Here is a 12,021-nt window from a genome sequence, read left to right as displayed (position 1 = left end):
TAGACTAACCCTCATCTGCTGCACACCGCAGTGCAAGACTCAACAGGAGCCGCGCACCATGAAAGCGATTCAATTCAAGTCTTTTGGCAGCCCCGAAGTACTCGAACACGTCGACGCACCGACGCCCCAGGCCGACGCGGACAACGTCGTCGTGCAGGTCAAGGCGGCCTCGGTGAACCCGAGCGACGTCAAGAACGTGTCCGGGCACTTCGCCCACACCGCCCTGCCGCGCACGCCCGGGCGCGACTTCAGCGGCGTCGTGGTGGACGGGCCGCAGGCATGGCTCGGCGCTGAAGTGTGGGGCACAGGCGGCGACATCGGTTTCACGCGCGAGGGCACGCACGCCGAGTTCATCAGGATTCCGCCCGGCGCGTTGTCGCGCAAGCCCGCCACGCTGAGCCACGCGGAAGCCTCCGCGATCGGTGTGAACTTTGTGGTCGCGTGGCTCGGCACGGTCGAGTACGCACATCTGCAAGCCGGTGAAACGATCGCGGTGATTGGCGCGGGCGGCGGCGTTGGCGGCGCGGTGGTGCAGATCGCCAAAGCGCGTGGCGCGCGCGTAATCGCCGTCGACCGTCAGCCGTTGTCCGCCGATTCACCCGCAGGCCGTCTTATCGACGACTACGTGCCGTTCGACGAAAACGTGACCGAACGGGTCAGGACGTTGAGTGGCGGCGGCGTGGACGTGGTGTACGACACAGTAGGCGGCGTGGCCTTCGAAACCGCGCTGAGCCTCGTCAAACGACGCGGCCGGGTGCTTGAAATCAGTGGCACCGGCAAGCGCCGCGTCGAGTTTGACCTGATCGACTTCTACCATAACGAAACGCAACTGCTCGGTGTGGACAGCGCCAAGCTGGGCGTCGCCGAATCGGCCCCGCTGATGACGGCATTGGTGGAAGGCTTCGAAAGCGGCAAGCTGCAAGCCCCCGCCATTGCGCAGACGTTCACGCTCGAACGCGCGCGCGACGCATATGACGCGGTCGCTGCGGGCACGCGTGGGCGTGTCGTCATCGAGATGCCGTGAGCAAAACGACCGGCGGGCACCGCTGCCCGCCTTTCAAATGGGTGCAACAATCATGAAAGCGTATTGGGTCTCGCTGGCCGCCGGTGTAGTGGTCGGCCTCTTCTACAGCATGATGCAGGTGAAATCGCCCGCGCCGCCGACCATCGCGCTGGTCGGACTTCTCGGCATGCTCGCCGGCGAGCATGCGATCCCGTTCGTGCGGACCTGGCTGGTTTCGGGCATCCACTGAATTCCTCTCCCCACGCCCCAAGTCGTTCGTCGAGCGAATGGCCTGAGTCGTCGCCACGCACGCTTACGCCTTGATTCCGCTTAGCAGCCGGTCGATCGCCGCAGCGATCTCGTCCACATGCGTCTCCAGCGCGAAATGTCCGGTGTCGAGCAATTCGACCACTGCGTTCGGATTGTCACGCTGATAGGCCAGCGCACCCGGCGGAATGAAAAACGGATCGTGCTTGCCCCAGATCGCCAGCGTGGGCGGCTGAAACTCGCGAAAGAACGCCTGAAACGCCGGATAGAGCTTCAGATTCGACGCGTAGTCGAGGAACAGATCGAGCTGAATGTCCTTGCCTCCCGGCCGTTCGAACAGGAAGGTATCGAGCGTGTACGACTCCGGCGCGACCTCGTCCGGATTCGGCACACCATGGGTGTATTGCCAGCGCGTGCCTTCGAGGTTCAGCACCGCGTCGTGGATCACCTGACGATTGGCCGCACTCGGCTCCGCCCAATACGCGCGGATCGGGTCCCACGCGTCGCCCAAACCCTCTTCATAGGCATTGCCGTTCTGCGACACGAGCGCCGTGACCCGCTTCGGGTACTTGAGCGCCAGACGCAAGCCCACCGGCGCGCCGTAGTCGAACACATACAACGCGTAACGCTCCAGCTTCAACGCATTGACGAACGCGACCGCGGTCTGCGCGAGGCCGTCGAATGTGTAGGTGAAATTGCGCTCCGCCGGGACGTTCGTGAAGCCGAAGCCGGGCAGATCCGGCGCGATCACGCGATAGCGCGTGGCAAGGCGCGGCATCAACTCACGAAACATATGCGACGACGCCGGGTAGCCGTGCATCAGCAGTAGCACCGGCGCATCGGCAGGGCCGGCTTCGCGATAGAACACGCTGACGCCATCGGCTTCGACGCGCTTGTAAGAGATGCGCGGAATGACAGGCAAAGCGGCTTGGGACGGGGGTGAGGTAGACATGGAGCACTCCGGGAAGGGGGTGGGGCGCGACACAAGAAACCATTAAAAATTCGTCATTGCGGTTACATCATAATCCGTCTAAGTAACTTGTCAAGTTAACTTTTAGTGGTTACAAACAGTCAGAGTCGCATTGAGCGCTCGCGAGGCGATACCTTTTCCATCGCTGGGCGCCTCACGCTAAGATTGAGGCCGCCGGGCGCGGGCACGTGTCGCCGTCACGCGTGCCGCCCGGACATCACAGGAAAAAGCTTTGCCTCGGAGAGTCAGATGTCTGAAGAATATGAAGTGCACGGCCCGCACGATCACGCGGTCGAACATGCCGGCCACCACGACGCGGATCCCTTCGCGAGCCGTATGGCCGTGATGACGGCGATCCTCGCGACCATCGGCGCACTGTGCGCATACCAGAGCGGCAACAGCGAAAATCTGGCGCTGTACTACAAGAACGAAGCCGCGATCAAAAAGACCGAAGCGTCGAATCAATGGAATTACTACCAGGCCAAGGGTGAAAAGGAGAATCTCGCGGAACTCGGCGCCGCGCTCTCGCTTGGCAACGCGGATGCTCATACCAAGTTTGTCACCGACATCGACAAATACAAGCAGCAGAAAGAGCCGATCCGCGCGAAGGCCGAAGCGATCGAAAAGGAAGTGGTGGAAAACGACGCCAAAAGCGAGGCGCTTCTGCACGGCCATCATCGATGGGCGCAGGCCACCACCCTGATCCAGGTCGCGATCGCCCTGTGCGCGATCACGTTGCTGACGCGCAAGAAATGGCTGCGCAATCTGTCTTTTGTGGTTGCGGCGGCGGGCGTGGTGACGGGCGCGGTGGCGTTTTTTTCGGCTTGAAGCTTGACGCATGACCCGGCCAGCGAGCGTACTGGCTGGCCGTCTCGTAAGAATAAAGGAGTGGCGTGTGATCGATGGGTCCGCAGTTCTAGGCGTTTTCTCCGTGTATGTGGCCGGTGTGGTCATCCCCGGCCCGAACTTCGTCGCGGTCGCGCACAAGGCAGCGTCGGCGACACGCATCGAGGCGCTGGCGATGGTCGGCGGCATCGTGCTGGTCAATCTGTTCTGGGCGAGTTGCGCGATTCTCGGTGTCGGTATCGTGTTCGCGGCGTTTCCGTGGCTGGCGCTCGCGGTCAAGGTGGCGGGCGCCGGTTATCTGATCTGGTTCGGCGGCCGCCTGATTGCGAACGCATCCAGGGGGAAGCCGACGCCAGGCGTGAATCCTTCGGCGGGCGGATTCAGGCAGGCATTCGCGCAAGGCTTCGCAACCAACATCGCGAATCCGAAATCGATGGCGTTCTTTGCCGCAGTGTTTTCGTCCGCTGCGCCGGCCCATGTGAGCGTGGGGACTTTTGCCGCGATGCTCGGCATGGTGTTTGTCGTGGCCGGCAGCTGGTATGGATTCGTCGCGCTGACGCTGTCGCACGCGCGAATTGCAATGGCGTACCGGCGCTGCAAGGCATGGATCGATCGCGTGTGCGGCGGCCTGATCCTTGCGTTAGGCCTGCGTCAGTTGATCCGGTAGGTTCGGTCCTTGTTGACGCCGTCAGCCATGCCTTAGCGCTTTCACCGCTCCTTTTTGCCGTAGATCAAACGTCCGTTCATTGGACGATCTGCAGTCCAATTTTCATGACATAAGTTGAGGACGCTGCGGCCCCGCGCCGCGCATCCGCGCTGCTGTTGCAAGGCGCGACAACCTGTCATGGAGGACTCGCCGTGAAAACATCGCCTGATGCGTCAAGCGACCTGGTGACCCATCTCGACGAAAGCATGCTGCTCCCGCAACTGGGGTGTCCGTCGGGCACGATCGGCGTGGCAGTCGGCGACATGCTGGAACAATCGAACGTCGCAATTGTCGAGGCATCGTACGATTTGCTCGACCTGCATGCCAATGAACGCGTTGTTGAAATCGGGCTGGGCAACGGCTGGCATATCGCCGCTGTGCTCGATCAGGCGGCGGGGCTCCACTACACCGGCATCGACCTGTCGCCGACCATGATCGCGGAGGCGCGCAGCCGAAATGCAGCCTTCATCTGCGAAGGCCAGGTCCGGCTCGAAACCGCTGACGTCGCGGCCCTGCCGTTCGCGAATGGATCGTTCGACAAAGCCATCGCAATCAACGCCACGTATTTCTGGCCCGACCTGATTGCCGGCCTGAGGCAGGCGCACCGCGTGTTGCGCGCGGATGGCGTGCTGGTGATTGCCGCCATCACGCCAGAGGCAGCGATCGACATGCCGTTCGTGACGTACGGCTTCGCCGTTCACGATGCGGCAGCGCTGGAAGCCGCATGTAGCGCTGCAGGCTTCCATCAGATCGGCATCACGCGCTATCTCGAGCCTTTACTCGACCCGCCTCAAGAGACAGGACAGCGCGAGTTTTATCTGCTGCGCGCCTGCGCCGCCTGACGCGATCCCGAGATCGCCCGCGCTCGACCCTGGACCCTCGATGCGCCGCGCCGCTCAATGCGCGGTCCCGTGTGCCCGTTCCAGCATCAACTCGCGCTCGCGTGCGTTGCGCGTCATCGCCGCGGCGCGTTCGAATTCGGCACGGGCTTCTTCCACGCGGCCCAGTTTTGCCAGCAGATCCCCTCGCACGCTCGGCAACCAGTGATAGTTCGCGAGCGCCGGATCGGCCGCGAGCGTCTCGACAATCTCGAGACCGGCGGCGGCCCCGAACGCCATGCCCACCGCTACCGCGCGGTTCAACTCCACCACCGGTGACGGCGCCACCTGCGCCAGCGCGTCGTACAACGCGACGATCTGCGCCCAATCGGTCTCCTCGGCACGACGCGCGCGCGCATGACACGCGGCCAGCGCCGCTTGCAACGCATAGGGACCGCTCGCGCCGCCCAGCGCATGCGCATTGCCGAGCGCGGCGAGGCCACGGCGGATCAGCAGCGGATCCCAGCGGCTGCGGTCCTGATCGAGCAGCAGCACCGGCCGGCCCTGCGCATCGACGCGGGCATGGGTGCGCGAGGCCTGAATCTCCATCAACGCGACAAGGCCGTGCACTTCGCTTTCGCCAGGCACGAGCCCGCTCAACACACGTCCGAGTCGCAGCGCCTCTTCGCACAATGCCGGACGCATCCAGTCGTCGCCGGCAGTGGCCGAGTAACCTTCATTGAAAATCAGGTAGATCACCTGAAGCACCGACGCCAGCCGTGGCGCACGCGCGTCCGCTTGCGGCACTTCGAATGGCACTTTGGCCGCCGACAACGTGCGCTTGGCTCGCACGATGCGCTGTGCGATGGTCGGCTCCGGCACGAGAAACGCGCGCGCGATTTCGTCCGTGGTGAGGCCGCCGAGCAGGCGCAGCGTCAACGCCACGCGTGCATCCGTGGACAGCACCGGGTGGCACGCGGTGAACACCAGGCGCAGCAGATCGTCGCCGATATCGTCGGCGCGCGCGGCATCGAGTGTGTCGACGAAATCCGGCACGAGGTGCGCCTCCAGTGCATCGAGGTCGTGACCCAGCTCTTCCCGTTTGCGGGCATGCAGCGCTTCCTGCCGCAAGCGGTCGAGCGCGCGGTTCTTTGCGGTCGCCATTAGCCACGCCCCCGGATTGTCGGGCACGCCCGCGTCAGGCCAATGCTCGAGCGCGGCCACCAGCGCGTCCTGCGCGAGCTCTTCGGCGAGCCCCACGTCGCGTACGATGCGCGCGACGTGAGCGATGACCTTGGCGGATTCGATCCGCCAGACTGCCTCGATGGCACGGTGGGTGGCCGGTTTCGTCACGGCCTCAACCTGCCGCGCTGAAAAATGCCTTCGAACGTTCGAGATTGTCGACGGCGAGATTGACGTAGATCTGCTTGTGCATGGTGAAGTCCATTGATCAGGTGGTATGCCGGCCGGGAGTGTCGCTATCCGGCGTATTCAGCTTGAAGCAGGATCGGCGATTGAAATCAGCGCCTGGCTGCGGCGTTCAGATCGCGCAAGCGGTCCACTTCGGGGCCCGGCTCGCAGTCTTCGAGTTCATACAATTGCCGCACTTCGATTTCGCCGTCGGCCTGCTCGCCGAACGGCGCGGGAAAACGCCGCGCCCATTCCATGGCTTCTTCGCGTGAGCGCACCTGGATCAGCGTGTAGCCGGCAATCAGTTCCTTGGTTTCGGCGAACGGGCCGTCGAACACGCTGCGCTTGCCGCCGCTGTAGCGGATGCGCCAGCCTTTCGCGCTTGGCTGCAAGCCGGTTGCGTCGAGCAGCACGCCGGCCTTGGCCAGCTCTTCGTGGTAGGTGTCCATCTCGGCCATCAGGGCCTCGTCCAGTGGGCCGCCGGCTTCGCTGACGGCAGTCGCCTTCACTATGATCATGAATCGCATCGCCGCTGCTCCTGTTGTTGTGAGGGGCGGAGCCGTGTTGGTGTGGCGGTTCCTTACTCACACGACGAGCAATGCGCGACCGAATCGACACAACTATTCGATTGCCAGGGAAAACCCCGGCCTAAGCGCACCCGACAGGCGGGTGGTCTACTCGAAGCAGGGGCCGAGCTTGCGGACCTCGACCGTGCACCACGTGGCCGCCGGGCACTCCTGTGCAATGGCAACCGCTTCTTCACGGGTTTCGCAATCGAGCAGGAAGAAGCCACCGATCATTTCCTTGGCTTCGGCGAACGGGCCGTCGAGCAGCTTGGGCTGGCCATCGCGCACCTGCACGCGCACGGCCTCGCTGGTCGAAGCCAGCGATTCGACCGCGAGCAGTTTGCCGCGCTCTTTCAGATCGGCGGCGAAACGCACCATCTGGTCGTAGACTTCGCGCCCCGCTTGCTCGCCGCGCTCAATGCGCTGGTTCGGGGGTTCGACGATGAGCAGCATATAAGACATGGGGTCTCCAATTGATCGTGCGGCAGACGTGAACGCCCGGTTGGCGTATGGCGGCAAGAGCATGCTTGCGAATAGCTTGCGAGAGGCAGTCTAGCAAGCGCAGATGACTCCAGCAAACCCGTTTCAACGCTCGAACCGGCAGTCCATCACGCGCTCTACGGACACTCGTAATACCGATGAGGCATGCGGATTGCTTGGGTGCCTGTATCAACGAATATTCGAGGTGAACAATGCGGAATCGATCTAATTTGAGCATCATCGCAATCGCCTTGGCGTTATTGGCACTGACGACCGGTTGCACGGTTGGCGGCGCGGCCGCAGGGGGTGTGATCGGTAACGAGGCGACCGATCACAGCACGGTTGGGACAGTAGGCGGCGCAGTGGCCGGCGGGATTATCGGTCACGAACTGGGCAAGTGATTTGCGTACTGAACTGAAATGAACTGAACCACAAGCTGATTCGCTCAGGGAACATGACGGGAGTTCGCATTCGCGGCTACCCGTCATATTTTTTTAGCTTCTAACCGTTGCACGTCTTATTCATCGGCATAATCTGCCGGCATCCCAAAAAATTCACGTCAACGAAGTAGCGGGGAAATTCATGTATCGATCGTCAGCGCGCACCGGGGTCGCGGCTGCCGTGGCCTTTGCCTTTTTGCAGCTCGGTGGATGCGGTGGAGGCGGCGATTCCGGCTCGGCTTCTTCGGGTACGCAGACGGTCACAGCAAGCTCGGTGAGCGGCACGGTCGCTGCCGGCAGCGCGCTTGCCGGCGCAACTGTCACGCTGATCGATGCGACCGGCGCGCAGGCCACCGCAACCACCAGCCCGCAGGGCGCGTACACGATCTCGGTGAAGGGCATGACCGCCCCGTTCCTGATCGTCGCCACGGATGCGGCCGGCATCTCCGCGCCGCTCGTCTCCGTGCTCGCGAAGCTGCCCACCGGCACCGCGCCGGCGGTCGCCAACGTCACCACGCTGACCACCGCGATTGCCGCGATGCTAACGGGCTCCGGTAACCCGACCGATCTCGCCACGACCTCGGCGCTCGCCAAAGTGACCTTGCCGTCCGTGCAGATCGCCACCATCACGCTCGATACGATGCTGGCGGCGATCCTCGCGCAGAACGGCATCCAGATGTCCGGCTTCGATCCTATCGGCATGGCGTTCACGCCGAACCACACCGGTGCCGACGCGGTGATCGATACGGTGTCGCTCGTCGCGGCGGCCAACGGTGGTGTGTCGCTGGTGTCGAACGCGGCGCCGGGCACGGTCGTCGCGTTGAACAACAAAACCGCGCAATCGATCACGCTGGCGGCGTCCCCGGTGGCGGCGAATTATCTCGAACCCCTCGCGCCACTGCTGACTGCCTGCGCCGTGAACGGCGCGCTGAATACGTCCTGCTCGCCGGCAATCGATTCCGCGTATCTGGAAAACGGCTCGAACGATCTGGCCGCGGGACATGGGGTGACGGACGCGGTCTTCACCGGCGCCGTGTTCGGTTCGCCGAAGACGCTTGAGTTCTTCACGCGCAACGGCAAGCAGCTGGCGCTCGTGCAGTTGCCGTTCACGCTGGCGAGCGGCACAACAGGTGTGCTCTACAGCATCGCGCAACCCCTCGCGACACCGATCACGCTGGCCGGCGGTACGCAACTCGGCTGGGACCTGATTGGCAATCAGTCGTCGTTCGCGGTGGCGATCAGTTCGCAAATCCAGCGCCGCACGTTCCTCGATTCGAAGCCGAACGACGTGAACCGCTACGAGTCGGGTCTCTCGATTTCGATTCCGACCGCGTCGAATCCGTCGGTGTACTCGGCTTCCGTGACCGGGCCCGGTCTCGCCGCCCCGGTTTGGCTGATGCAGCGCAATGCGCTCGGCAGCAGCACGTTGGCGCTGTCCGATTCCACCTTGGGCGCCGCGCCGGTAGCGCCGGCGACAACCAGCAGCAACACCTCGCTCTATCGCTGGTCATGGCAATCGCTGTCGTCGACGGCGAACTTCACGCCGCCCGCCTCCAGCGGCTACTACTCGCCACAGTCGCTCGATGCGAGCACGGTGCCGCTCTATGCCACCTACACGGTCACGTTCTACGACAAGAACGGTGCGCACCTCGGGCAGTCGTCGATTATCAATCCAGGGAGCCCGTTAAGCGCTGCGGCGGGCGGCGCGGTCGCGTGGCCAACGCTGCTGCCGGACTTCGCCACCCAGTTCCTCACGCCCACGGGTTCGCTGGCCGACGTGCAATACGCGATGAGCGTGACATGGTCGAGTCTCGTGAACGGACAGAACTTCGCCTATCCGGTGACGTCCGTGCAGATCCAGGCGTACCCGGGCACGGCCACCGGTTCGGCAACCGAAATCGACGGTTTCTCGTTCGGAGCGCCGAACAACACTACGGTCGGGCAATATCAAACGACGGTGAGCGCCGGCGTGAATTCGCTGGGCGTGCAGACCTGCACGAACTGCCCGTTCCCGGCTTTGACGACCGGTGGTTCGCGGCTTGTGCAGTTGAGCGGTGGGCGCAATGGGATCGGGTACTACGATATAACGAAGTACAACGATTAGAGCTGACGGCGACGCGGGAGAGCCGCGGGCCGCGGGCCGCTTTTTTTGACGCGCGCTTAAACAGTCGCTTCGACAAGCGCCTGGGTTTGCGCGGACCTCATCAGTCCTTCAATCATTTTTGCTTCGGCGTTAGCGATCTCGCTCAACGACGCGACGGCGAGTTGTGCGTCCAGAATCGCCAGCGCGGTGCAAAGGCGGGCATATTCGCTGTCTTCGAGTGTCCAGGCGCCCGTCTGATGCTCGCGGATATCGAGCTGAACCATCGCGGCATGTGCGCCTTCGATATCTGCAATGAGATTCTCGCCGAGGCCGAGGCGCGCCAGTTCCTGCGATACCAGCAAGTGACGGCTCAATGTCATATGCAAATTCCGCGAGCCATGGCCGTGCCGGAATGCGTCTAGGGCGGTATAGCACTGCAGGAGCATCGCCGCGGTAACCGGGTCGTGCGCGGTGCGGCTATAAGTCAGCGCGCGCAACAACGGAGACATTGCCGGCTGGGTATGCTTGCGGGTTCGCGATTTACTGGACATATCGATTCAATCTCCTTCGCTTATTCTCGGCTTTGCCGCCGGATTCTATGCGCTCCGGTGGCACATGCCGCCGATCCGCTGGCGGCTTGACAGGCCCTTGATGCGAGTCTGTGTAGCCATCATGGCAGGCCACAATTAAGACAGACTTAAACAATCACACGTCTCGCCTGTGCAGGCATCTCGCGGCGCGACAGCTTTCCTGCATCCGGACCGCCAGCGAAATACGGCTCTGGCATATAGGTTCGATCCCGCTAGATGCAAGTCTCAAACGACCATACAAACGAAAAAAACCCTGTTCCCGCGAGGGAACAGGGCCAGACAGGATGGAAGAGTCGTGCCGGCGCGTGGATGCCTGCCGACCTGTCACCATCTCAAACTTATAACGCTGTTGCTACTTGAACGGCTACTGCATTACAGCGCGGTCCCTCGTCTTCAACATCGCCTCGCTGCAATCCCCTGCTGTTTCCCGCGCAAGTTGATGCGACTGCGCGTTGTTGCCATTGCTTCGACTGCCTGCTGCTTTACTGCCCTGCCGCGTTCTACCACCGCGGCAAACTGCCATCAACGGTACGGTTCAAAACAACGCGGGGGAAGTCCGCGTCGATGGGGCTCGGTGACTTGTCGCTCCATGGAAAACAGTTTATGCCGCGAGGCGCGAGCGCAATTGGGCGAAGCGAGGGGATTTGGCAGCCCAGTTTGGCGAATCGGCCCGAGGGCACGATTTCCTCATATGAACGCAGCCCGTGCCAAGGCACCGGCTCCATCGGATATTCGCGCTACCTGGTCGATTGGTGGCCATTTCGTGGCCGACGACTTCAGCCACGCGCGATGAAATCGCTGATCGTCAGCAACACCTTCTCACCGGGCCGCGCGAGCATTTTTCGTTCGGCTACCGCGGTGATGCGTTTGCGTCCGTCGGCGAATGTCTTCAGGACGCGTTCTTCGCCGGCGCCCTGTTGCAACCAGAAGTGCTGTTCGAGTGCCTCGCGCGTGACGGCGCATTCAAGGTCCCGCCCTCGCGCCGACAGCTGGAAAATCACCGAGCGTCCATCCGCCGAGATGCTGGGTTCAAGCTCGATCATCTCCATAGCGCACCTCGTAAAATTTGTTTAACCGCCCGCCGGACTCTGAACGAACGACATCGGCGAAAACTGAAGCGAAGCCCAGCCACCGCGCCGGCTTCTTTCAACTGATGAAAACACGCGTGACACCGGGTGAATTCGTGTTCAGCATTTTTGTTTTTATAGCAGATTGGCGCTATTTTTCGGCGGATTGGCGACTCGTGTTCACAACGCCGATCATCGCGCGCGACGATCTGTGGATGAGGCAAAAGCAAAGCACATGCCAACGAATATAGCGGTCGAAACATAATCGCGTGGTAAAAATGCGCGGCTAACCCGACAATTCACGACAATTTTTACTGGCCTTCCGCGCGCCGCGCGTGGTGCCGGAAACTCAAGCAGAATGAATGTCTGATAAAGACTGACACGCAACCGAATCCAACGGACCCCGTTATGACTCTTCGCGACACCGCCGCCATCGAAAATTGGCACGCTCACATCTATTTCGATTCAGCCAGCCGCGACGCCGCATGGGCCTTTCGCGAGCAGATCGATGCGCACTGGAACGGCAGGCTGCAACTGGGCCGCTTTCACGAGCGCCCGGTCGGGCCGCATCCGATGTGGTCATATCAGCTCGCGTTCGAACCAGCGCAGTTCGCCGAGTTGGTGGGCTGGCTCACGCTCAATCACGGCGCGCTCGATGTCTTCCTGCACCCGAACACCGGCGACGCGCTGCGAGACCATCGCGACGCTGCCGTATGGATCGGTCGTTCACATGAACTGGTGCTCGACGCGTTGAAATAACGTTGTACCGCGCCGC

Annotated in this window: 14 protein-coding genes; 8 read left to right on the top strand and 6 right to left on the bottom strand. The window is 62.4% G+C overall.

Annotated elements, in window-relative coordinates:
- Positions 1 to 58: 58 nt before the first annotated feature.
- Together PQR27_RS33305 and PQR27_RS33300 are read left to right on the top strand one after the other, a co-directional pair.
- The gene (locus PQR27_RS33305) at positions 59 to 1,024 is read left to right on the top strand and encodes a quinone oxidoreductase family protein (RefSeq protein WP_408527798.1); all 966 of its coding nucleotides are present in this window, start codon (positions 59 to 61) and stop codon (positions 1,022 to 1,024) included.
- A 52-nt stretch (positions 1,025 to 1,076) separates the two neighbouring features.
- Positions 1,077 to 1,253 (top strand): DUF1427 family protein, encoded by a 177-nt coding sequence (locus PQR27_RS33300; protein WP_408527797.1) that lies wholly within the window; start codon positions 1,077 to 1,079, stop codon positions 1,251 to 1,253.
- Positions 1,254 to 1,316: 63 nt separating this feature from the next.
- On the opposite strand, the gene PQR27_RS33295 is transcribed toward PQR27_RS33300, so the two are convergent.
- Positions 1,317 to 2,222 (bottom strand): alpha/beta fold hydrolase, encoded by a 906-nt coding sequence (locus tag PQR27_RS33295; RefSeq protein ID WP_408527796.1) that lies wholly within the window; start codon positions 2,220 to 2,222, stop codon positions 1,317 to 1,319.
- Between the two features lie 267 nt (positions 2,223 to 2,489).
- On the opposite strand from PQR27_RS33295, the gene PQR27_RS33290 reads away from it, so the two are divergent.
- From PQR27_RS33290 to PQR27_RS33280, 3 genes are all read left to right on the top strand, one after another.
- Positions 2,490 to 3,068 (top strand): DUF4337 domain-containing protein, encoded by a 579-nt coding sequence (locus PQR27_RS33290; RefSeq protein WP_408527795.1) that lies wholly within the window; start codon positions 2,490 to 2,492, stop codon positions 3,066 to 3,068.
- A gap of 67 nt (positions 3,069 to 3,135) precedes the next feature.
- Positions 3,136 to 3,753, top strand: coding sequence for a LysE family translocator (locus PQR27_RS33285; RefSeq protein ID WP_408527794.1), 618 nt, complete (start codon positions 3,136 to 3,138; stop codon positions 3,751 to 3,753).
- A 191-nt stretch (positions 3,754 to 3,944) separates the two neighbouring features.
- On the top strand, positions 3,945 to 4,634 hold the full coding sequence (locus tag PQR27_RS33280) for a class I SAM-dependent methyltransferase (protein WP_408527793.1): 690 nt from the start codon (positions 3,945 to 3,947) through the stop codon (positions 4,632 to 4,634).
- A 54-nt stretch (positions 4,635 to 4,688) separates the two neighbouring features.
- Here PQR27_RS33280 and PQR27_RS33275 read toward each other — a convergent pair whose 3' ends face one another.
- The 3 genes from PQR27_RS33275 to PQR27_RS33265 all read right to left on the bottom strand — a co-directional run bounded on the left by PQR27_RS33275 (position 4,689) and on the right by PQR27_RS33265 (position 7,048).
- Positions 4,689 to 5,963 carry an RNA polymerase sigma factor gene (locus PQR27_RS33275; protein WP_408527792.1) on the bottom strand — a complete coding sequence of 425 codons (1,275 nt, stop codon included), beginning with the start codon at positions 5,961 to 5,963 and terminating at the stop codon, positions 4,689 to 4,691.
- A gap of 167 nt (positions 5,964 to 6,130) precedes the next feature.
- Positions 6,131 to 6,547, bottom strand: coding sequence for a YciI family protein (locus PQR27_RS33270; RefSeq protein WP_408527791.1), 417 nt, complete (start codon positions 6,545 to 6,547; stop codon positions 6,131 to 6,133).
- 147 nt (positions 6,548 to 6,694) lie between these two features.
- Positions 6,695 to 7,048 (bottom strand): YciI family protein, encoded by a 354-nt coding sequence (locus tag PQR27_RS33265; protein ID WP_408527790.1) that lies wholly within the window; start codon positions 7,046 to 7,048, stop codon positions 6,695 to 6,697.
- A 254-nt stretch (positions 7,049 to 7,302) separates the two neighbouring features.
- On the opposite strand from PQR27_RS33265, the gene PQR27_RS33260 reads away from it, so the two are divergent.
- Together PQR27_RS33260 and PQR27_RS33255 are read left to right on the top strand one after the other, a co-directional pair.
- Positions 7,303 to 7,467 (top strand): glycine zipper 2TM domain-containing protein, encoded by a 165-nt coding sequence (locus tag PQR27_RS33260; protein WP_408528381.1) that lies wholly within the window; start codon positions 7,303 to 7,305, stop codon positions 7,465 to 7,467.
- 181 nt (positions 7,468 to 7,648) lie between these two features.
- On the top strand, positions 7,649 to 9,610 hold the full coding sequence (locus tag PQR27_RS33255) for a hypothetical protein (protein ID WP_408527789.1): 1,962 nt from the start codon (positions 7,649 to 7,651) through the stop codon (positions 9,608 to 9,610).
- Between the two features lie 56 nt (positions 9,611 to 9,666).
- Here the strand turns inward: PQR27_RS33255 and PQR27_RS33250 are convergent, their stop codons facing one another.
- Positions 9,667 to 10,140 (bottom strand): hypothetical protein, encoded by a 474-nt coding sequence (locus PQR27_RS33250; protein ID WP_408527788.1) that lies wholly within the window; start codon positions 10,138 to 10,140, stop codon positions 9,667 to 9,669.
- 815 nt (positions 10,141 to 10,955) lie between these two features.
- Entirely contained in the window at positions 10,956 to 11,228 is a 273-nt protein-coding gene (locus tag PQR27_RS33245) for a DUF1488 family protein (protein WP_408527787.1), read from the bottom strand.
- Positions 11,229 to 11,654: 426 nt separating this feature from the next.
- Between PQR27_RS33245 and PQR27_RS33240 the strand changes: the two genes are divergently transcribed.
- The gene (locus PQR27_RS33240; protein ID WP_408527786.1) at positions 11,655 to 12,005 is read left to right on the top strand and encodes a DOPA 4,5-dioxygenase family protein; all 351 of its coding nucleotides are present in this window, start codon (positions 11,655 to 11,657) and stop codon (positions 12,003 to 12,005) included.
- Positions 12,006 to 12,021 lie beyond the last annotated feature (16 nt).

Origin of the sequence: Paraburkholderia fungorum (assembly GCF_046027215.1) — a bacterium.
In the GTDB taxonomy this organism is placed as follows: Bacteria; Pseudomonadota; Gammaproteobacteria; order Burkholderiales; family Burkholderiaceae; genus Paraburkholderia; species Paraburkholderia fungorum_D.
The sequence above is the reverse complement of the archived record's forward strand: the minus strand, read 5'-3'. Positions and strand labels throughout refer to the sequence as shown.